The organism is Shewanella sp. DC2-4 (genome assembly GCF_013248875.1).
Classification (GTDB): domain Bacteria; phylum Pseudomonadota; class Gammaproteobacteria; order Enterobacterales; family Shewanellaceae; genus Shewanella; species Shewanella oncorhynchi.
This window is the reverse complement of record NZ_JABRVR010000002.1, coordinates 4,422,517-4,442,421: the sequence shown is the minus strand read 5'-3', so window position 1 is coordinate 4,442,421 and position 19,905 is coordinate 4,422,517. Positions and strand designations below refer to the sequence as shown.

The window sequence follows — 19,905 nt, the reverse complement described above, 5'->3', positions numbered from 1 at the left end:
GGTTTATAAAAAAAGGCTTAGTGCTCTCTGAGCGCTGTGTCCTTAGCCCTTAAAATTGGATTTAAAATGTACTCAAGTATGGATCTTTGCCCCGTGATAACGTCAACTGAAGTTAACATTCCCGGAATAATTGGCATCTGTGTGCCATCGTTTTTGGTTAAACTAGATTCTGCAGTCCTAACTCTGATGAGATAGTAGCTATTGCCTTCTTCATCTTGAGAAGTGTCGGCACTAATATGTTCGACAGTTCCTTTAAGGCCGCCATAGCGGGTAAAATCATAGGCGGTAATTTTTACTACGGCGGGTAATCCTGGATGTAAGAAAGCGATATCTTTAGGCAAGATTTTAGTTTCTATCAGCAGTTGATCTTCCGACGGTACTATTTCGATAATATCGATCCCAGGTTGCACTACACCACCCAGTGTATTGATATGTGTGGTTTTAATGGTGCCATTAACAGGGGAGGTGATAATCGCCTTACTGACTTTATCTTGCGCGCCAACTTGTGCTTCATTCATGCGAGAGAGGCGGGTTTGAGTTTCATTGAGCTGCGCGCGCAGCTCTGCAGCGTAAACAAATACAGCTTCACGGCGTTTTAAGATAGCCTCATCTAATGCCGCTTTTACTTTAGGGCGGAGTAAACGCATTGAATTCAATTCACCTTGCAAGTCGTTTACCGTGCGTTCGAGTTTGAGTAACTCAACTTCAGGAACAATACCTTTTTTGGCTAAAGGTCGAGTGAGTTCAAGCTCGCGGGATATTAGCTGCATGCTCGTCGTTAATGTCGTTGTTTTAGAGGCGAGATCATCAATTTCTTGCTGTCTTTGTTGAATTTGACGTACGAGGATCTCAAGTTGGTTACTTAAGTTATCTAAGCGCCCGTTGTATTCCTCTTGTTGTCTTTTCACTAAGGCGGGTTCCGCAGCAATGATAGCTTCAGGGAATATCAATGCTTCTTTAGTGATTAGCACTTGCTCACGCCAATCAGAGGTCATGTCTGATATTAGAATGCTGTCGAGTTCGGCGCGCATACGGATAGCATTGGTTTTTAAGCCATAAACCTCTTGCTCTTGTTGAGCAAAGTCGGAGCGAAAGCGGGTATCATCAATACGCACTAAAGGCTGCCCTTTTGTGACTATCTCACCTTCTTGAACGTAGAGTTCTTGCATTATGCCGCCATCTAGACTTTGGATCACTTGAACTTGTGATGAAGGAATCACTTTTCCCGTTCCAGTCGTAACCTTATCTAATTGAGCAAACCCCGCCCACAGTAAAAAACACACTACCATAGCAGCAAGTGCCCATATGATTAATCTGTGTCCGCTGGGAGCGTCTGTCATCATGGCGCCATAGACATCATCAACCATGTCTAAGTCGTTTGTTGTTAGATGTTTACTCATCTCTTAGCCTCTCCGTTCACTAGGCCAAAATTGAGTTTTTCTAGCACTTCTGCTTTAGGTCCATCGGCAACCACATGGCCGCGTTCAAGTACAATAATGCGGTCGACGAGTTGCAATAAATGCATCTTGTGGGTAATAAGAATTAACGTTCTATCTTTGCTGACATTTTGCATTGAACGAATAAATTGTTGTTCAGCGCGAGCATCTAAACTCGCCGTAGGCTCATCCATCAGTAACACTGGGGGATCATTCAGTGTGGCTCGAGCAAGAGCGACGGTTTGTCTTTGTCCGCGACTGAGTGACATGCCACCTTCGCCGACCTGTTGGTCTAGGCCTTCTGCTTCTAGGTTGGTGAATTGACTCACACCAGAAAGCTGTACCGCGCGGATGAGTTGATGTTCAGTGACTTGACGTGTACCAAATAAAATATTGTCGCGAATAGAACCATGGAATAGGGTGACATCTTGGGGTAAGTAGCCAAAATTACGACGTAAATCACTTGGATGAATCTGTGCTGAGTCTAAACCGTCGTAGCGCAAGCTTCCTGCCGTGGGTTGAAATAGCCCAACCAGTAGCTTAGCGAGCGTACTTTTACCTGAACCATTTCGACCGATAATGGCAATGCGTTCGCCAGGATTAATCGTCAGCGACATCGGATGCAACACAGGCTTTTCAGAACCGGGATAACTAAAACCGACATGATCAGCATTGATCTTGCCTATGAGTCTTTGTTTGCTAACTAAATGTCCTTTATTTTCAAACTCATCTTCTTGAGTCATGATTTCATTCAGTTGGCGTAGTGCACTAGCTGTGTGGTTTGCTCTCGTCATCAGGCCTGCAAGTTGTGCCATAGGTGAAATGGCGCGGCTCGATAGCATGACCGCAGCAATAATTCCGCCCATAGATATCGCATTATCAGCCACACGATAAACGCCCAAAATCACCACGCAGACAACGGTAAATTGCACCGTAAAGTTCGCTACGTTCGATACTGAGTTGGAGAGCTTTTTTGACCTTAATTGCCAGTTTGCACTGTGGCCTATCATCTGTTGCCAGCTTTTTTGCACAATTCCTTCAGCACCATTAGCTTTAATTGACTCTAGCGCTGATAAGCTCTCGATTAAATGCCCATGTTTTAAGCTTGAAAATTTATTGCCTTCTTCGATTGCCGCTTTGAGTTTAGGTTGAATATAAAGCGTGAAGCCAATAATGATTATGCCGCCAATGACTGGAACTATAGCGAGATCACCAGCGACAATAAAAATAATAATTAAGAAAAATATCGCGAAAGGGAGATCGACTAAAGTTGTGATCGTTGCCGAAGTTAAAATTTCACGAATATTATCGAATTCACCTAACTGTTTCGCCATGCCGCCGATACTAGGAGAACGTTTTTCTAGCGGAATACCAATTGCTTTAGCAAATAAGCGTGATGAGACAATAATATCTACTTTTTTTCCTGCAACATCGATGAGGTAACTTCTAAGTTGCCGCATGATAAGATCGAACATATAAGCAATCGCCGCACCAATCGCTAAAACCCAAAGGGATTCAAAGGCGAGGTTTGGGACGACTTTGTCATACACATTCATAATAAATAACGGTGAAACTAAGGCGAATAAATTCACCAATACAGAAGCGATTAATGCATCACGATAAATGGGTGCTGAATCTTTGAGGGTTTGGACTAACCAGTGGGTTTTATTATCGTGTAGATAAACATCGAAGCCCATGTCGCCACGGTATTCTTGTTTGACTAAGAATAAATATCCCACATATAAGGCTTCGAGCGACTCAATTGTCAGTGTTTCTTCACCGCCCGTCTCGGGTAATTGAATAATTGCTTTATCTGATGCAACATCAAGTTCTCGCAATATACAGGCTTTTTTGTCTTTTAATAATAAAATACAGGGGAGCAATATAGGTGATACTTCGTTTAAGCCTTTTCGAGATAGCTTAGCCGCTAGACCCGCTCTTGAAGCCGCCTGAGGCAATAAGTCGGGTGATAACACGGTACCTGACAAGGGTAAACCTGCCGCAAGCGAATCGCTCGAGCACGGATTGCCAAAATGCTCAGTGAGTAACACTAAACAATCCAGCAAAGGATCCACTAACACTCTTTGTGAGGCTGAAATGGTCCATTGATCAATTTTTTCAGAAGCTGCAGCAGACACCTAATTACTTATCCTTTGGATTTTTATATGGTTATGGCAAGTATCGGTCATGATGGCCTATATTTCTATAGGCCATCCAATTAGTTATTAAAACTAAATTGTTCACAATTTTATTTCTAGAATAGTTCTGTAGTTTTCAATGGTTCATGCTTGAGCTCAGGGTCTACAACAATTGGCTGAGTATCAACAATTAACGGGCCATTACCATTGGTACCGAGTAAGCCATTAATAATACCAACATCGCTGGTCACACCATACTCTCTAGATAAATCCACTCCATCAAGAATAATCAACTGGGTTACCGAGTTTGGTCCGTTACCATCTGTATCAATGGTTATTGAAGTTGAGCCGTCATCAAAGCTAAAGCTTAAATAGTCATTTAGGTCGTTACTATTTACACCTTGGAGCAAGTCACTCAGATCCAATTTGTCCTCATTCACGTTAAAGTCTGTAATATGGTCTATACCCGTTTCTGCATAGCGCCATACGAAGGTGTCAGCGCCGCTATCACCACGCAGGACGTCATTACCAAGGCCTCCAATCAGAGTGTCGTTGCCGTCACCGCCGCGTAAGCCATCAATACCTTCGCCGCCAATCAGTAAGTCATCACCGCTACCACCGTAGACAAGTTGACTACCTTGATCACCATAGACTGTATCATCACCGCTACCAAGGTTAACAGTGTCAGTTTTTGGTTGCAGTGGCTGCAGCACATCAGCCATCAATGTACCTGCATCGGTGGTGATATCATCCTGAGCCATAAATTTGCTACTAAGGATCTCTGCCTGAGTGACTACAGGGTTATTTAGGTTTGGCAAAGAACTGCCTGTGTTCACAATATTGTTAGCAGTAGAAACACCAAGGTCGATGTAATCATTACTATTGCCAGCATTAATCAGCAGCTCAGTATCTTTAGCAATGTACTGAGTCTTGGATGATGAAGCGACAGTACCGTATCCTCCTAAATTAACGGCAAATTGAGCTGTATTATTGATCCAATCGGTCATGATGAATGAATCAACACTTTGACCACCGACAACATTGTTGGGGTGCAGAACGGTGACTTGGAAGTCCGCAGTGCTCTGCGCTGTGTCCTGATTACTGGTTTCAGTCGCCGTAGCCACCACAGTGATGGTGAAGTTGCCATGGCTAGTGACTTTAATCTGTAGGCTGGATTTATCCCAGTTGCTGATATCTACAGTGCCATCAACACCTACGGTAGCTTCGTTGCCCGCAGCATCTTTCAGCACTGCGCCTTCAGGTAAGCCTTGCAGCTTAAGATTCAGTGTTTCTGAAGTATCTGTATCTTTGAGCGACGACGAAATATTGCTGAGTTTAATAAACTCACCGCGATAGCCCATATTGTCTACCACTTTAAACGCTAAGTTATCCAACAAGGCACCGTATGAGTCCCCATTATCTCCTTCAAACTGCAAACGATATTTACCTGAGTGATCAATAGGTAAGGTGATCTTTTGATCTCTTAACCAATTAGCATTCGTTGGATCGAAATCGTATAGCGTTATGGCTTGAGCATTTAATGGGTTGCCTTGAGCATCTAGCGGAATAAGCTTAATCGTCAGTCCAGAGGTATTTACGCTACCTGAGCGGGCCGCAATATCAAATCCGAGTTCGTAGAATCGACCAGCATCCGCTTGAATATCGGTATATAAGGTTTTATCGCCACCATTGAACTCAATTTCCATGACTTTATTGCTATTGGAGCCACCAGAGACGTAGACACTTTCATAACCAATCTCAACTTGGCCACCTTTATTGCTGGTATGCCAAGTGCCGATAGTATTTAGGCCCTTAATGTCATTTGCCTTAACACCATCCCAACTGCCAGAGAATTTGGCATCTTCAAAGTTGATAGCAGCAACAGAGGTGTACCCATTAATTGTCAGGTTAGGTACATCTGCTACTGCTTTAACAGTGATATTCAATGTACTTGTGGCACCTGTATTAGTGGTGTAGGTGATTTCAGGCAATGAACCGCTCCAGTGATCTTTTGGATCAAAGCTGTATTCACCATTTGCCTTCAATTGCAGCTTGCCTTCAGGTAATTGATACCAAGCATTACCGGCATTATAGGTTGTGCCATTCACCTGGAAGCTGGTAATGGATAATGTGCTATCAACATCCGTATCATTTTCCAACACGTTACCATTAGCTAAGGCATCCTCAGAAATGGTTTTGCTATCTGCCTGAGTTACCGTTGGATCATCAACAGGCGTTACCTTGATGGTTAGCGTGTTTGTTGCTCCCGTATTGGTGGTGTAGGTAACCACTGGGACTTGACCATTCCAATCAGCGGCAGGTTTGAAGGTATAGCTACCATCTGCATTGAGAGTCAGTTCGCCCTCTGCCAAGGTGATTTTACTACCAGCGGCATGCTGAGCGGCATTGTTAGCAACAGTGAAATGGGTTACTGACGTATTTTTATTGCCATCATTATCCAGCACATTACCGATTACAGTAGTATCTTCAGGACCACTATCTTGATCTTGAGCCGCTTTCAGCGTATTTGCATTAACGGTATTTACATTAAGAGTCAGTAATGCACTGGATTTATCACCATCAGCATCTTGCATGGTGTACGTAAAGGTTTCCGTTGCATTAGCAGGAATCGCAGAGGCGTTGGCTGTTACTGTATAAGTGTAACTACCATTGGCGAAGATGATTAATGTGCCATATTGCCCTGGGATAATGGTTCCTAGGTTGCCAGAGGTACCTGAACCTGTTTGGTTGCCAGCTGCGGCACCAATTACCGTGATATCATCATCAGCACCAGCACTGATTATGTCATTAGCTAACACATTGCCAGTAGTTGAGGGTAATTCATAACCATTACCAGCTACTACACGAACAACTAGTTCATAGCTACTTGCATCATTTTCAGACGTTCTAATTTCAGTCACAACTTGATTAGTAATTGGATCTCTAAAACCAATTACCTGCAGAGTATAAATTGCCCCCTGATATTCAAAGGTTACATTCGTATTGCTGACTTTAATAATATCCTTTGATGCTTCAGGATCGTTGGTGTTAGGCGTTTCATTGTGTTCAAAGTTGACTTTAAGGGTCACTGGTGTGACTACCCCATAGGCATCAGTAACCGAGAAAGTGACATCCATGCTTGCTTTGGTAATTGCTCCTCCTGAAGAGACTGGGAAATTATAGTGGGTAAAAGTACCTAAAATGATATCTTGGTTTAATGAGAACTGACCATTTAATGCACTGTCATTATCAATAAAACCATAGCCAGATTGATAGGTATTAGTTGGATTTCCCCATCTGATCTGATCTAAACCACTGTCATTATCCGTCCCACCACCATTAGGACTAGTTGTACCATCGAACCTGGTTACGCTTGTGCCATTTGTCCATGATGTCCAATTTGCCACAACGCCAGATACGATAAAACTATCCACGATAACATCGACACTGCCTGTATCGTTTTTGGCATTAGGGACATCATCAACAATCTTCACATCAAGGCTGCCATTTGCTTGGCTACCATCCTGATCCACAACGGTTACAGCAAAGCTATCTAAATAACTAGTGTTAGTTGCAGGGGGAGAGTCATTGTCGACATTATTATTTAAGGTGTAGCTGTAGCTGATGGAGCCACCGCTTGCATCGCCTGTGAAACCAGTCAGTGTTAAGACACCATAAGGAGTTGTAATATTTACCGCAGTATTGGGGCTTAGTGCCAGTAATGCCGCCAAATTAAAGCTTTGTCCTTTGATGGTGATAGAGGCTAATCCATCAACAGAGGTAAAACTAAAGTTACCAGTCTGAGTCAGCGCATTGCTATTAGGCGCTGAACCCGTTGAAAGGTTAGCTTCGTTAACTGTTAGCTCACCATCTTGGACGTTGAGACCACCTAAAGAAACTCCGTCATTATCTGGCGTGACCGTGATAGTCAAGGTCGAGGTGTCCGTGCTGACGCCGTCGGTGACGGTGTAGGTGACAACCGGGAAGTTGCCGTTCCAGTTGGCGGCGGGCTCAAAGCTGTAGGTGCCGTTGGCATTGACCGTCAGGGTGCCTTGGCCGGCGATCACGTAGGCGGTGCCCAGGGTGAACGGACCGGTTTGTCCGGCGACGCTGAAGCTCTGAATGCTGAGCGGGCCATCGACACTGGTGGTGCCGGTGAGCAAGGAGCCATTGGTGACGCCACTGTCCTCAGCCACGGTCAGGGGTTTCATCGGCATCGGTGAAGCCATCGGTGACAGGGGTCACACCGATGTTCAAGGTCGAAGTGTCCGTGCTGACGCCGTCGGTGACGGTGTAGGTGACAACCGGGGAAGTTGCCGTTCCAGTTGGCGGCGGGCTCAAAGCTGTAGGTGCCGTTGGCATTGACCGTCAGGGTGCCTTGGCCGGCGATCACGTAGGCGGTGCCCAGGGTGAACGGACCGGTTTGTCCGGCGACGCTGAAGCTCTGAATGCTGAGCGGGCCATCGACACTGGTGGTGCCGGTGAGCAAGGAGCCATTGGTGACGCCACTGTCCTCAGCCACGGTCAGGGTTTCATCGGCATCGGTGAAGCCATCGGTGACAGGGGTCACACCGATGTTCAAGGTCGAAGTGTCCGTGCTGACGCCGTCGGTGACGGTGTAGGTGACAACCCGGGGAAGTTGCCGTTCCAGTTGGCGGCGGGCTCAAAGCTGTAGGTGCCGTTGGCATTGACCGTCAGGGTGCCTTGGCCGGCGATCACGTAGGCGGTGCCCAGGGTGAACGGACCGGTTTGTCCGGCGACGCTGAAGCTCTGAATGCTGAGCGGGCCATCGACACTGGTGGTGCCGGTGAGCAAGGAGCCATTGGTGACGCCACTGTCCTCAGCCACGGTCAGGGTTTCATCGGCATCGGTGAAGCCATCGGTGACAGGGGTCACACCGATGTTCAAGGTCGAAGTGTCCGTGCTGACGCCGTCGGTGACGGTGTAGGTGACAACCGGGGAAGTTGCCGTTCCAGTTGGCGGCGGGCTCAAAGCTGTAGGTGCCGTTGGCATTGACCGTCAGGGTGCCTTGGCCGGCGATCACGTAGGCGGTGCCCAGGGTGAACGGACCGGTTTGTCCGGCGACGCTGAAGCTCTGAATGCTGAGCGGGCCATCGACACTGGTGGTGCCGGTGAGCAAGGAGCCATTGGTGACGCCACTGTCCTCAGCCACGGTCAGGGTTTCATCGGCATCGGTGAAGCCATCGGTGACAGGGGTCACACCGATGTTCAAGGTCGAAGTGTCCGTGCTGACGCCGTCGGTGACGGTGTAGGTGACAACCGGGAAGTTGCCGTTCCAGTTGGCGGCGGGCTCAAAGCTGTAGGTGCCGTTGGCATTGACCGTCAGGGTGCCTTGGCCGGCGATCACGTAGGCGGTGCCCAGGGTGAACGGACCGGTTTGTCCGGCGACGCTGAAGCTCTGAATGCTGAGCGGGCCATCGACACTGGTGGTGCCGGTGAGCAAGGAGCCATTGGTGACGCCACTGTCCTCAGCCACGGTCAGGGTTTCATCGGCATCGGTGAAGCCATCGGTGACAGGGGTCACACCGATGTTCAAGGTCGAAGTGTCCGTGCTGACGCCGTCGGTGACGGTGTAGGTGACAACCGGGGAAGTTGCCGTTCCAGTTGGCGGCGGGCTCAAAGCTGTAGGTGCCGTTGGCATTGACCGTCAGGGTGCCTTGGCCGGCGATCACGTAGGCGGTGCCCAGGGTGAACGGACCGGTTTGTCCGGCGACGCTGAAGCTCTGAATGCTGAGCGGGCCATCGACACTGGTGGTGCCGGTGAGCAAGGAGCCATTGGTGACGCCACTGTCCTCAGCCACGGTCAGGGTTTCATCGGCATCGGTGAAGCCATCGGTGACAGGGGTCACACCGATGTTCAAGGTCGAAGTGTCCGTGCTGACGCCGTCGGTGACGGTGTAGGTGACAACCGGGGAAGTTGCCGTTCCAGTTGGCGGCGGGCTCAAAGCTGTAGGTGCCGCTGGCATTGACCGTCAGGGTGCCTTGGCCGGCGATCACGTAGGCGGTGCCCAGGGTGAACGGACCGGTTTGTCCGGCGACGCTGAAGCTCTGAATGCTGAGCGGGCCATCGACACTGGTGGTGCCGGTGAGCAAGGAGCCATTGGTGACGCCACTGTCTTCAGCCACGGTCAGGGTTTCATCGGCATCGGTGAAGCCATCGGTGACAGGGGTCACACCGATGTTCAAGGTCGAGGTGTCCGTGCTGACGCCGTCGGTGACGGTGTAGGTGACAACCGGGAAGTTGCCGTTCCAGTTGGCGGCGGGCTCAAAGCTGTAGGTGCCGTTGGCATTGACCGTCAGGGTGCCTTGGCCGGCGATCACGTAGGCGGTGCCCAGGGTGAACGGACCGGTTTGTCCGGCGACGCTGAAGCTCTGAATGCTGAGCGGGCCATCGACACTGGTGGTGCCGGTGAGCAAGGAGCCATTGGTGACGCCACTGTCCTCAGCCACGGTCAGGGTTTCATCGGCATCGGTGAAGCCATCGGTGACAGGGGTCACACCGATGTTCAAGGTCGAAGTGTCCGTGCTGACGCCGTCGGTGACGGTGTAGGTGACAACCGGGAAGTTGCCGTTCCAGTTGGCGGCGGGCTCAAAGCTGTAGGTGCCGTTGGCATTGACCGTCAGGGTGCCTTGGCCGGCGATCACGTAGGCGGTGCCTGTGGTGAACGGACCGGTTTGTCCGGCGACGCTGAAGCTCTGAATGCTGAGCGGGCCATCGACACTGGTGGTGCCGGTGAGCAAGGAGCCATTGGTGACGCCACTGTCCTCAGCCACGGTCAGGGTTTCATCGGCATCGGTGAAGCCATCGGTGACAGGGGTCACACCGATGTTCAAGGTCGAAGTGTCCGTGCTGACGCCGTCGGTGACGGTGTAGGTGACAACCGGGGAAGTTGCCGTTCCAGTTGGCGGCGGGCTCAAAGCTGTAGGTGCCGTTGGCATTGACCGTCAGGGTGCCTTGGCCGGCGATCACGTAGGCGGTGCCCAGGGTGAACGGACCGGTTTGTCCGGCGACGCTGAAGCTCTGAATGCTGAGCGGGCCATCGACACTGGTGGTGCCGGTGAGCAAGGAGCCATTGGTGACGCCACTGTCCTCAGCCACGGTCAGGGTTTCATCGGCATCGGTGAAGCCATCGGTGACAGGGGTCACACCGATGTTCAAGGTCGAAGTGTCCGTGCTGACGCCGTCGGTGACGGTGTAGGTGACAACCGGGGAAGTTGCCGTTCCAGTTGGCGGCGGGCTCAAAGCTGTAGGTGCCGTTGGCATTGACCGTCAGGGTGCCTTGGCCGGCGATCACGTAGGCGGTGCCCAGGGTGAACGGACCGGTTTGTCCGGCGACGCTGAAGCTCTGAATGCTGAGCGGGCCATCGACACTGGTGGTGCCGGTGAGCAAGGAGCCATTGGTGACGCCACTGTCTTCAGCCACGGTCAGGGTTTCATCGGCATCGGTGAAGCCATCGGTGACAGGGGTCACACCGATGTTCAAGGTCGAAGTGTCCGTGCTGACGCCGTCGGTGACGGTGTAGGTGACAACCGGGGAAGTTGCCGTTCCAGTTGGCGGCGGGCTCAAAGCTGTAGGTGCCGCTGGCATTGACCGTCAGGGTGCCTTGGCCGGCGATCACGTAGGCGGTGCCCAGGGTGAACGGACCGGTTTGTCCGGCGACGCTGAAGCTCTGAATGCTGAGCGGGCCATCGACACTGGTGGTGCCGGTGAGCAAGGAGCCATTGGTGACGCCACTGTCCTCAGCCACGGTCAGGGTTTCATCGGCATCGGTGAAGCCATCGGTGACAGGGGTCACACCGATGTTCAAGGTCGAAGTGTCCGTGCTGACGCCGTCGGTGACGGTGTAGGTGACAACCGGGGAAGTTGCCGTTCCAGTTGGCGGCGGGCTCAAAGCTGTAGGTGCCGTTGGCATTGACCGTCAGGGTGCCTTGGCCGGCGATCACGTAGGCGGTGCCCAGGGTGAACGGACCGGTTTGTCCGGCGACGCTGAAGCTCTGAATGCTGAGCGGGCCATCGACACTGGTGGTGCCGGTGAGCAAGGAGCCATTGGTGACGCCACTGTCTTCAGCCACGGTCAGGGTTTCATCGGCATCGGTGAAGCCATCGGTGACAGGGGTCACACCGATGTTCAAGGTCGAAGTGTCCGTGCTGACGCCGTCGGTGACGGTGTAGGTGACAACCGGGGAAGTTGCCGTTCCAGTTGGCGGCGGGCTCAAAGCTGTAGGTGCCGTTGGCATTGACCGTCAGGGTGCCTTGGCCGGCGATCACGTAGGCGGTGCCCAGGGTGAACGGACCGGTTTGTCCGGCGACGCTGAAGCTCTGAATGCTGAGCGGGCCATCGACACTGGTGGTGCCGGTGAGCAAGGAGCCATTGGTGACGCCACTGTCCTCAGCCACGGTCAGGGTTTCATCGGCATCGGTGAAGCCATCGGTGACAGGGGTCACACCGATGTTCAAGGTCGAAGTGTCCGTGCTGACGCCGTCGGTGACGGTGTAGGTGACAACCGGGAAGTTGCCGTTCCAGTTGGCGGCGGGCTCAAAGCTGTAGGTGCCGTTGGCATTGACCGTCAGGGTGCCTTGGCCGGCGATCACGTAGGCGGTGCCCAGGGTGAACGGACCGGTTTGTCCGGCGACGCTGAAGCTCTGAATGCTGAGCGGGCCATCGACACTGGTGGTGCCGGTGAGCAAGGAGCCATTGGTGACGCCACTGTCCTCAGCCACGGTCAGGGTTTCATCGGCATCGGTGAAGCCATCGGTGACAGGGGTCACACCGATGTTCAAGGTCGAAGTGTCCGTGCTGACGCCGTCGGTGACGGTGTAGGTGACAACCGGGGAAGTTGCCGTTCCAGTTGGCGGCGGGCTCAAAGCTGTAGGTGCCGTTGGCATTGACCGTCAGGGTGCCTTGGCCGGCGATCACGTAGGCGGTGCCCAGGGTGAACGGACCGGTTTGTCCGGCGACGCTGAAGCTCTGAATGCTGAGCGGGCCATCGACACTGGTGGTGCCGGTGAGCAAGGAGCCATTGGTGACGCCACTGTCCTCAGCCACGGTCAGGGTTTCATCGGCATCGGTGAAGCCATCGGTGACAGGGGTCACACCGATGTTCAAGGTCGAAGTGTCCGTGCTGACGCCGTCGGTGACGGTGTAGGTGACAACCGGGAAGTTGCCGTTCCAGTTGGCGGCGGGCTCAAAGCTGTAGGTGCCGTTGGCATTGACCGTCAGGGTGCCTTGGCCGGCGATCACGTAGGCGGTGCCCAGGGTGAACGGACCGGTTTGTCCGGCGACGCTGAAGCTCTGAATGCTGAGCGGGCCATCGACACTGGTGGTGCCGGTGAGCAAGGAGCCATTGGTGACGCCACTGTCCTCAGCCACGGTCAGGGTTTCATCGGCATCGGTGAAGCCATCGGTGACAGGGGTCACACCGATGTTCAAGGTCGAAGTGTCCGTGCTGACGCCGTCGGTGACGGTGTAGGTGACAACCGGGGAAGTTGCCGTTCCAGTTGGCGGCGGGCTCAAAGCTGTAGGTGCCGTTGGCATTGACCGTCAGGGTGCCTTGGCCGGCGATCACGTAGGCGGTGCCCAGGGTGAACGGACCGGTTTGTCCGGCGACGCTGAAGCTCTGAATGCTGAGCGGGCCATCGACACTGGTGGTGCCGGTGAGCAAGGAGCCATTGGTGACGCCACTGTCTTCAGCCACGGTCAGGGTTTCATCGGCATCGGTGAAGCCATCGGTGACAGGGGTCACACCGATGTTCAAGGTCGAGGTGTCCGTGCTGACGCCGTCGGTGACGGTGTAGGTGACAACCGGGAAGTTGCCGTTCCAGTTGGCGGCGGGCTCAAAGCTGTAGGTGCCGTTGGCATTGACCGTCAGGGTGCCTTGGCCGGCGATCACGTAGGCGGTGCCCAGGGTGAACGGACCGGTTTGTCCGGCGACGCTGAAGCTCTGAATGCTGAGCGGGCCATCGACACTGGTGGTGCCGGTGAGCAAGGAGCCATTGGTGACGCCACTGTCCTCAGCCACGGTCAGGGTTTCATCGGCATCGGTGAAGCCATCGGTGACAGGGGTCACACCGATGTTCAAGGTCGAAGTGTCCGTGCTGACGCCGTCGGTGACGGTGTAGGTGACAACCGGGGAAGTTGCCGTTCCAGTTGGCGGCGGGCTCAAAGCTGTAGGTGCCGTTGGCATTGACCGTCAGGGTGCCTTGGCCGGCGATCACGTAGGCGGTGCCCAGGGTGAACGGACCGGTTTGTCCGGCGACGCTGAAGCTCTGAATGCTGAGCGGGCCATCGACACTGGTGGTGCCGGTGAGCAAGGAGCCATTGGTGACGCCACTGTCCTCAGCCACGGTCAGGGTTTCATCGGCATCGGTGAAGCCATCGGTGACAGGGGTCACACCGATGTTCAAGGTCGAAGTGTCCGTGCTGACGCCGTCGGTGACGGTGTAGGTGACAACCGGGAAGTTGCCGTTCCAGTTGGCGGCGGGCTCAAAGCTGTAGGTGCCGTTGGCATTGACCGTCAGGGTGCCTTGGCCGGCGATCACGTAGGCGGTGCCCAGGGTGAACGGACCGGTTTGTCCGGCGACGCTGAAGCTCTGAATGCTGAGCGGGCCATCGACACTGGTGGTGCCGGTGAGCAAGGAGCCATTGGTGACGCCACTGTCTTCAGCCACGGTCAGGGTTTCATCGGCATCGGTGAAGCCATCGGTGACAGGGGTCACATTAATGGTTAATGTGGCCGTTGAACCAGTGTTAGTGGTGTAGGTAATTACAGGTACTTGGCCATTCCAGTTTGCATTCGGCGTGAAGGTGTAAGAGCCATCGGCATTGATGACTAAGTTGCCGCCTTCTAGGGAAACGGTGGTGCCGGCGGTAACAGTATCGCCGTTCACGGTGAAGCTGACAACGGAAAGGGTGCTGTCGATATCGGAATCATTATCAAGCACATTGCCAGTTGCTGCAGTGTCTTCTTCAACTGTGGCGCTGTCATTTGCAAGGATGGAAGGATCATCGACAGGGCTGATATTAATGGTTAGCGTTGCAGTTGAGCCCGTGTTGGTTGTGTAGGTAATGACAGGTACTTGGCCATTCCAGTTTTCATTCGGCGTGAAGGTGTAAGAACCATCGATATTTAAAATTAAAACACCACCTTCGAGAGTCACTTCTGTGCCTGCTGCGTAGGTGGTGCCGCTGATTTCGAAGCTCACAACACTTAGAGTTGAATCCACATCAATGTCGTTATCGAGCACATTGCCAGTCGCTACAGTATCTTCATTGGAAGTGTTGCTGTCATTAGCAAGTGCTGAAGGTGAGTCTGCTGCAATGGTGAATTGTGGAATATTAACCGTCGTTCCAGTCAGTGCTTGGCCGCTTGTTGAGTAGCCTGAAGCTGCAATGGTTTCTGTGCCGCTACGGGCTAGAGTGACATAGCCCGAGTTACCATCACTGCCTGGTGTGTTACCTGCTGCGGTTTCTGGTAGGTTCTGAGTTGGGTCTTCACCGGATGCAATAAGATCTTGTAATGCTTGAATTTCATCTAGGGCTGCTTCGTTAGCCGTGCCAGAGGCTGCTGCAGTAGTTTCGCTGGGCGCGACTTCATTTGATAGCTTAGTGCCATCATCGAAGGTAATTTCATAGGTTGCGTTTTCGCCAATATGGAGCACAGCACCTTTAGGGAGTTGTTCGCCATCCTTAGCGGGTTGATTTGAACCATCAACTTCGACATTGATTTGCCCTTTTACTAACTTAAGCAAACCTTTCTTTGATGTAATTACCGATCCCATAGTAAGCTCCCAACAGCCAAAGTGTGTTAATCCATAGACGCACAAGTCCAACAAATATGTCGCACTGTGATACAAGTGGTGGAATTTTAGCTAACGAAACGACTTAAGTCAATTTTTTGACGCGCTTGTGTCGCCTGTTCTTATGCGGTTTTACGGATCTTAATACGCAAAAGTGACAATTTTTAGACCTGTAACTAGATGTAGTAGCTATATCTATAAAAAGGGCCGTATTTAGTACTTTTTAACTCTAAGATTAAGCATAGTTATAAGAAATTAATCTGGATTGGGAGAGTGGTTTTTACGGAAAAGAAGCGACACGATCTAGTTTTTAACATTTTTGGCAAGTTAAGTGGGTTTTAATATGCCAGCATTGGCAAGTGCCGTGATCTTTCGTTACTCAAATCACGGCGACTAGGTTGCAGGCATTGTAGAACTACAGATTAACCGCCTGACGATAACTTTGATTTGCGTTACCTTGTTCGCCTAACTGTTCTTGAATCCGCGCAAGCGCCAACCAAGAGGCTTTTGTGGGTTCGAGTCGGCAAACATTTTGCCAGCAGGTTCTGGCTTCTTTCATATCCCGTGTTTGCTGATAAAGTTTAGCTAAGCACATCTGGTAGTCGGCATTATTCTCATGGGTGATTTCATGCTTGAGTAACTGCTTACGGATTTCCGTATCTTGGGCTGTCGTTATTTCTGGAATGACTTCTAAAAGTGCAGATTCAGGAGCAGTGCGTAATTTTTTCGAGAGTAGCTTCAGCGCTTGCTCTTTGCGATTAAAGCGGCATAAACCCACAGCATAAATCGCCAAAAACTCAGACTGATTGCGCTCACTACGAGATAACCACTGCCAGCATTGTTCTAAGGCTTCTTCGCCTTTAATGGTTGCGGCTTTGAGTAAAGCGCAGTGAGTGATTACATTGAGTTCATTTAGCTGGGTGTCATCTTGGATCTGGCGTTTCTTCAAAATAGGTAATAATAGCTTGAGCGCATCCCAATCCTCTTGCGCTCGATATAACTCGAGGGCGAGTTTGAGTACCGGTGCTTTGCTCTTACTTGTGGGGGCTAATTTATCGAGCTCGGCGCGGGCTAAAGCTAACTCTCCTTGTTTTAACAGATATCGAGTACGCGTGGTTGCGACGGCATTCGCGGCCAGCGGTTGTGTTGCTGCACGGTCAAGATATTGATCACGCTCTGCTATTTTCTGTTGGTACTGGGCAGCACGAGCTGCTGCAAGTAAATTAAGTGCAGGGAGTTCGCCATTATCGGCGCCTTTTATCATAGCGCGTTCTGCTGCTGGCCAATCTTCTTCTGCCAGAGCCAGTGCACCCATTAAGGTATGCTTTTTCGCGGAGCGACGGCGCCAGTGGCGAGGAATAAAACGGCTACGCAGCATGAGATTAATGGCGCTAATCACCAACCATTCTAGTACTTGGAACATGGCATAAAATACAATTAAGGCAATGATCCCAAAGACTAAACTGGTCTCAATCTGGTAGTCACCTGCCGCAATGTATACATAACCTGTGTTGCCCACCAACCAAGGGCTAATGCAGAACCCTATTAGTATTATCCCTAAGAAAATTAATATCTTGATCATAATGGCACATCCTCTGATGAGGTCAGCTCACCATAGCTTGTCAGCTGTAATAGCAGAGGTTTTGCGGCAAAGGATTTCAGAGTAATAGGATCAAGTTCTAATGTCGCCAATTTATCGATTTTGGCGATGGCTTCAGCAGTGCTGTGATCTTGAGTATCGAAATAGGTTTGAATCCACTTACGCACCATCATTAATGATTGGTGATAAGCGGCCCTGTCGTAGCGGTATAACGCAAGTTGAGATTGCAGCAGTTTATGACGAATGTTTTCAACCAGATACCACTGTTGCTCAGGAGCGAGTAAAGCGGGTGCATCGGCTGTTCTATGGCGTATGGTGATAAAGTCTTGGGTTAACGCTTTCCACGTCTTCCCTAAGTTGCTCTGCCAGTCATTTAAATCGCCAGTAATGTTTGTATCTTCAGGGGCATCGGTTTCTGCATCGGTGCGATTAAGGGGTAGTTTATCGAGTTGCTCAATTAAGGCATCGAGGGCTAATACACTACCATCAATATCTGTGGTTTTAATACTTGCAGTCGCGGCGATATCTTTTGCCAGAGCCTTACGAATAGGTAGCAAAGCGGGATTGTTCATGGCGGCGATGGTTTCATCCGCCGACTTTAATAGATCGGTGGCGGTGCGGGGATCTTTTTCTAACCAAAGTTTACGGCCCGCCATGTTTACTAGATATTCGGCTTCTGACGCCATCCAATGCGTTGGACTGCGCTGGGCAAGTTTATTGATCCTGTCCTGCAGTTGATTTTGGTCTTCTGCCAATTTTGTTAATTCTTGATAGGTCTTAGCATCATTCAGTTGTTGCTGTTCAAGCTGGCCAATACGTTGGTTGGGTTGTAGCAGGGCTTGCTGTAATTGATCCTGCAGGGCGATATTTTTCGCATCCTGCGCTAGCAGTTGCTGTTGCATCTGTTGGTACAGCATAAAACCACCGCCAAGGGTGCAAGCGGTTAAACCCAGCGCTAATAACACCCCAAAGCGAATCGCCCATGAACTTCTATTGGGTACTGCTGTTTGACTCGAGGTGTTTGAAGGTGTGGCTTTGGCTGTTTGGGATTCAGTTGATGGCGCTGACGTTACGGGCGTGTCATCAGTCGTTATTGATGGTTCAATCATAGAGGTAGCCTGTGATTCAGGGCTCTTTGCGTCGTGCTTGTTGTTATCCATTTAACAGTCCTTGAAAACATGCTACTGCCGAAATTCGAGTTAAATCGGGCTAAATAGCGCTTAGAGTTTAAGGGCGTTTAGCACGGCTTTGCTGTTGGCGGCATTGGCATTGGTGACTTGGGTTATACCAAAGGCGTGAGCTTGAGCTTCTACTCGGTTACTTGGGACTATGATATGACATGAGCGCAGCCATGCAAATAACTCTTTTGGCACTAGATTAAGCAGGTTATCCAGTACTTCACCGCTGGTGACAACAATAGTGTCTATGCCAAACTCTTGCCATTGTTGTGCTAACTGTTGACCATCGAGTGGTGGACAAGCCCGTTGATATACTTCCCAATAGCGCACTGTTGCCCCGCGCTCAGCCAGTTGTTCAGCTAAGGCTTCACGGCCGCCAACGCCACGTATGATCTTAATCTGCTTACCTTTAATATCTTGCAAAGGCGCGAGCGTGAGTAGACCTTCGGTCTGCTGACAATCATCTGGGGCTTCGAGGGCTTCAATGCCGAGTTGATTTAATGCTTCCCAAGTCGCATGACCTACGGCGAAATATTGAGCTTGAGGCCAGCCTTTTATTCGAGAATGAGCGGTTGTTAAGGCATAGTCGGCAAAGCTGACTGCATTGGCGCTGATACAGATAATCATATCGGCGTGTGCCAGTGGGTGCGAGTTATTCGTTGTGATGGGCGGCGTTGCTTCGACACACAGTAGAGGTGTAACCCAATGGCTAATGCCTTGTTGATTCAAGGCATCGATCATGGACTGATTGCGCCCTTCTGGGCGCGTCAGTAAGACTTTCATCGACTTAGGCTTTAGCGTAAACAGCGTCGAGTATGCTTTTTGCGCCTTTGCTCAATAGCTCTTCGGCAAGGGCAACCCCTAATTGCGTGGCGTCGGTTTTTGGACCTGTGATCACGCCTTCGATGATTTCACTACCATCAGGGTTACCGACTAGGCCGCGTAATGTCATCTCATCACCATTGATTTCGGCAAATGCGCCAATCGGCACTTGGCATCCACCTTCTAGGCGCGTGTTCATTGCGCGCTCGGCAATCACACGGTAGCGCGTTTCTAAATGTTCTAATGGTGCCAGTAGAGCCTTAACGCGTGCGTCATTGGTGCGACATTCGATACCTACTGCGCCTTGGCCGTTGGCGGGCAAGGATTCTTCGGCAGAGATAAAGCTAGCAATCCGCTCAGACAATTTCAGGCGAATTAAGCCAGCAGCGGCAAGAATAATGGCATCGTATTCGCCGTTATCAAGTTTAGCTAAACGAGTGCCTACGTTACCGCGTAAATCTTTGATAATAAGGTCAGGGCGTGATGCGCGCAGTTGGCATTGACGACGTAGGCTCGAGGTGCCCACAGTTGCGCCTAATGGTAATTCGCTGATCGTTTTATATAAATTTGATACAAAGGCATCGCGGGGATCTTCGCGCTCGCAAATGACTTCAAGGCCTAAGCCTTCGGGGAAGTCGACGGGTACGTCTTTCATCGAGTGCACCGCGATATCGGCAAGATCGTCTAACATGGCGACTTCAAGCTCTTTGACGAACAAACCTTTACCGCCCACTTTGGCTAGCGGCGTATCTAAGATAACATCGCCCTTAGTGCTCATTGGCAGCAATTCCACCACAATACCGGGGTGAATGCGTTCTAATTCGGCTTTAACAAATTCAGCTTGCCACATGGCCAGCGGACTCTTGCGGGTTGCGATACGTATGCGGTTCTCAGACATGCCTAGTTTCCATC

Annotated in this window: 20 protein-coding genes; all 20 read right to left on the bottom strand. The window is 51.0% G+C overall.

All coding sequences use genetic code 11. The features are described 5' to 3' along the window. Window positions 1-17 precede the first annotated feature (17 nt). Window positions 18-1,400, bottom strand: a complete 1,383-nt coding sequence (locus HQQ92_RS20180; RefSeq protein WP_168825932.1) for an HlyD family type I secretion periplasmic adaptor subunit — start codon at window positions 1,398-1,400, stop codon at window positions 18-20. Next, window positions 1,397-3,574, bottom strand: coding sequence for a type I secretion system permease/ATPase (locus HQQ92_RS20175; RefSeq protein WP_105250446.1), 2,178 nt, complete (start codon window positions 3,572-3,574; stop codon window positions 1,397-1,399). Before HQQ92_RS20175 ends, HQQ92_RS20180 begins: the two co-directional genes overlap by 4 nt. 116 nt (window positions 3,575-3,690) lie before the next feature. Further along, window positions 3,691-7,791 carry an Ig-like domain-containing protein gene (locus tag HQQ92_RS20170; RefSeq protein ID WP_173247973.1) on the bottom strand — a complete coding sequence of 1,367 codons (4,101 nt, stop codon included), beginning with the start codon at window positions 7,789-7,791 and terminating at the stop codon, window positions 3,691-3,693. After that, window positions 7,782-8,156, bottom strand: coding sequence for an Ig-like domain-containing protein (locus tag HQQ92_RS20165; RefSeq protein ID WP_173247965.1), 375 nt, complete (start codon window positions 8,154-8,156; stop codon window positions 7,782-7,784). Before HQQ92_RS20165 ends, HQQ92_RS20170 begins: the two co-directional genes overlap by 10 nt. Continuing rightward, window positions 8,153-8,482, bottom strand: coding sequence for a cadherin-like domain-containing protein (locus HQQ92_RS20160; RefSeq protein ID WP_173247971.1), 330 nt, complete (start codon window positions 8,480-8,482; stop codon window positions 8,153-8,155). The genes HQQ92_RS20165 and HQQ92_RS20160 overlap by 4 nt, the downstream gene beginning before the upstream one ends. Continuing rightward, window positions 8,433-9,131 (bottom strand): cadherin-like domain-containing protein, encoded by a 699-nt coding sequence (locus HQQ92_RS20155; RefSeq protein WP_173247963.1) that lies wholly within the window; start codon window positions 9,129-9,131, stop codon window positions 8,433-8,435. Before HQQ92_RS20155 ends, HQQ92_RS20160 begins: the two co-directional genes overlap by 50 nt. After that, on the bottom strand, window positions 9,082-9,456 hold the full coding sequence (locus HQQ92_RS20150) for an Ig-like domain-containing protein (RefSeq protein ID WP_173247965.1): 375 nt from the start codon (window positions 9,454-9,456) through the stop codon (window positions 9,082-9,084). The genes HQQ92_RS20155 and HQQ92_RS20150 overlap by 50 nt, the downstream gene beginning before the upstream one ends. Then, a complete protein-coding gene (locus HQQ92_RS20145; RefSeq protein WP_173247968.1) occupies window positions 9,407-10,429 on the bottom strand; it encodes a cadherin-like domain-containing protein in 1,023 nt (340 codons plus the stop codon). Before HQQ92_RS20145 ends, HQQ92_RS20150 begins: the two co-directional genes overlap by 50 nt. Continuing rightward, on the bottom strand, window positions 10,380-10,754 hold the full coding sequence (locus tag HQQ92_RS20140; protein ID WP_173247965.1) for an Ig-like domain-containing protein: 375 nt from the start codon (window positions 10,752-10,754) through the stop codon (window positions 10,380-10,382). Before HQQ92_RS20140 ends, HQQ92_RS20145 begins: the two co-directional genes overlap by 50 nt. Continuing rightward, entirely contained in the window at window positions 10,705-11,079 is a 375-nt protein-coding gene (locus tag HQQ92_RS20135) for an Ig-like domain-containing protein (protein ID WP_173247965.1), read from the bottom strand. The genes HQQ92_RS20140 and HQQ92_RS20135 overlap by 50 nt, the downstream gene beginning before the upstream one ends. Then, on the bottom strand, window positions 11,030-11,404 hold the full coding sequence (locus HQQ92_RS20130; protein WP_173247966.1) for an Ig-like domain-containing protein: 375 nt from the start codon (window positions 11,402-11,404) through the stop codon (window positions 11,030-11,032). Before HQQ92_RS20130 ends, HQQ92_RS20135 begins: the two co-directional genes overlap by 50 nt. Next, window positions 11,355-11,729: an Ig-like domain-containing protein gene (locus HQQ92_RS20125; RefSeq protein ID WP_173247965.1), complete on the bottom strand. Its 375-nt coding sequence runs from the start codon at window positions 11,727-11,729 to the stop codon at window positions 11,355-11,357. Before HQQ92_RS20125 ends, HQQ92_RS20130 begins: the two co-directional genes overlap by 50 nt. After that, on the bottom strand, window positions 11,680-12,378 hold the full coding sequence (locus tag HQQ92_RS20120; RefSeq protein ID WP_173247963.1) for a cadherin-like domain-containing protein: 699 nt from the start codon (window positions 12,376-12,378) through the stop codon (window positions 11,680-11,682). Before HQQ92_RS20120 ends, HQQ92_RS20125 begins: the two co-directional genes overlap by 50 nt. Then, a complete protein-coding gene (locus HQQ92_RS20115) occupies window positions 12,329-13,027 on the bottom strand; it encodes a cadherin-like domain-containing protein (protein WP_173247963.1) in 699 nt (232 codons plus the stop codon). Before HQQ92_RS20115 ends, HQQ92_RS20120 begins: the two co-directional genes overlap by 50 nt. After that, window positions 12,978-13,676 (bottom strand): cadherin-like domain-containing protein, encoded by a 699-nt coding sequence (locus tag HQQ92_RS20110; protein WP_173247963.1) that lies wholly within the window; start codon window positions 13,674-13,676, stop codon window positions 12,978-12,980. Before HQQ92_RS20110 ends, HQQ92_RS20115 begins: the two co-directional genes overlap by 50 nt. Then, window positions 13,627-15,375, bottom strand: a complete 1,749-nt coding sequence (locus tag HQQ92_RS20105) for a retention module-containing protein (protein WP_173247961.1) — start codon at window positions 15,373-15,375, stop codon at window positions 13,627-13,629. The genes HQQ92_RS20110 and HQQ92_RS20105 overlap by 50 nt, the downstream gene beginning before the upstream one ends. Window positions 15,376-15,808: 433 nt before the next feature. Beyond that, window positions 15,809-16,975 carry a heme biosynthesis HemY N-terminal domain-containing protein gene (locus HQQ92_RS20100; protein WP_173247958.1) on the bottom strand — a complete coding sequence of 389 codons (1,167 nt, stop codon included), beginning with the start codon at window positions 16,973-16,975 and terminating at the stop codon, window positions 15,809-15,811. Next, window positions 16,972-18,153 carry a uroporphyrinogen-III C-methyltransferase gene (locus HQQ92_RS20095; protein ID WP_173247955.1) on the bottom strand — a complete coding sequence of 394 codons (1,182 nt, stop codon included), beginning with the start codon at window positions 18,151-18,153 and terminating at the stop codon, window positions 16,972-16,974. Before HQQ92_RS20095 ends, HQQ92_RS20100 begins: the two co-directional genes overlap by 4 nt. 60 nt (window positions 18,154-18,213) lie before the next feature. Next, window positions 18,214-18,954: a uroporphyrinogen-III synthase gene (locus HQQ92_RS20090; RefSeq protein WP_173247952.1), complete on the bottom strand. Its 741-nt coding sequence runs from the start codon at window positions 18,952-18,954 to the stop codon at window positions 18,214-18,216. 4 nt (window positions 18,955-18,958) lie between these two features. Then, complete coding sequence (gene hemC / locus HQQ92_RS20085; protein ID WP_113940849.1) at window positions 18,959-19,891, bottom strand: hydroxymethylbilane synthase; 933 nt, start codon at window positions 19,889-19,891, stop codon at window positions 18,959-18,961. Between the last annotated feature and the right edge of the window lie 14 nt (window positions 19,892-19,905).

Excerpts from the sequence above, each read along its gene's own strand:
- HQQ92_RS20180 (WP_168825932.1), bottom strand. The coding sequence starts at position 1,400 with ATGAGTAAACATCTAACAACAAACGACTTAGACATGGTTGATGATGTC.
- HQQ92_RS20170 (WP_173247973.1), bottom strand. The coding sequence starts at position 7,791 with ATGCCGATGAAACCCCTGACCGTGGCTGAGGACAGTGGCGTCACCAAT.
- HQQ92_RS20105 (WP_173247961.1), bottom strand. The coding sequence starts at position 15,375 with ATGGGATCGGTAATTACATCAAAGAAAGGTTTGCTTAAGTTAGTAAAA.
- HQQ92_RS20100 (WP_173247958.1), bottom strand. The coding sequence starts at position 16,975 with ATGATCAAGATATTAATTTTCTTAGGGATAATACTAATAGGGTTCTGC.
- HQQ92_RS20095 (WP_173247955.1), bottom strand. The coding sequence starts at position 18,153 with ATGGATAACAACAAGCACGACGCAAAGAGCCCTGAATCACAGGCTACC.
- HQQ92_RS20090 (WP_173247952.1), bottom strand. The coding sequence starts at position 18,954 with ATGAAAGTCTTACTGACGCGCCCAGAAGGGCGCAATCAGTCCATGATC.
- hemC (WP_113940849.1), bottom strand. The coding sequence starts at position 19,891 with ATGTCTGAGAACCGCATACGTATCGCAACCCGCAAGAGTCCGCTGGCC.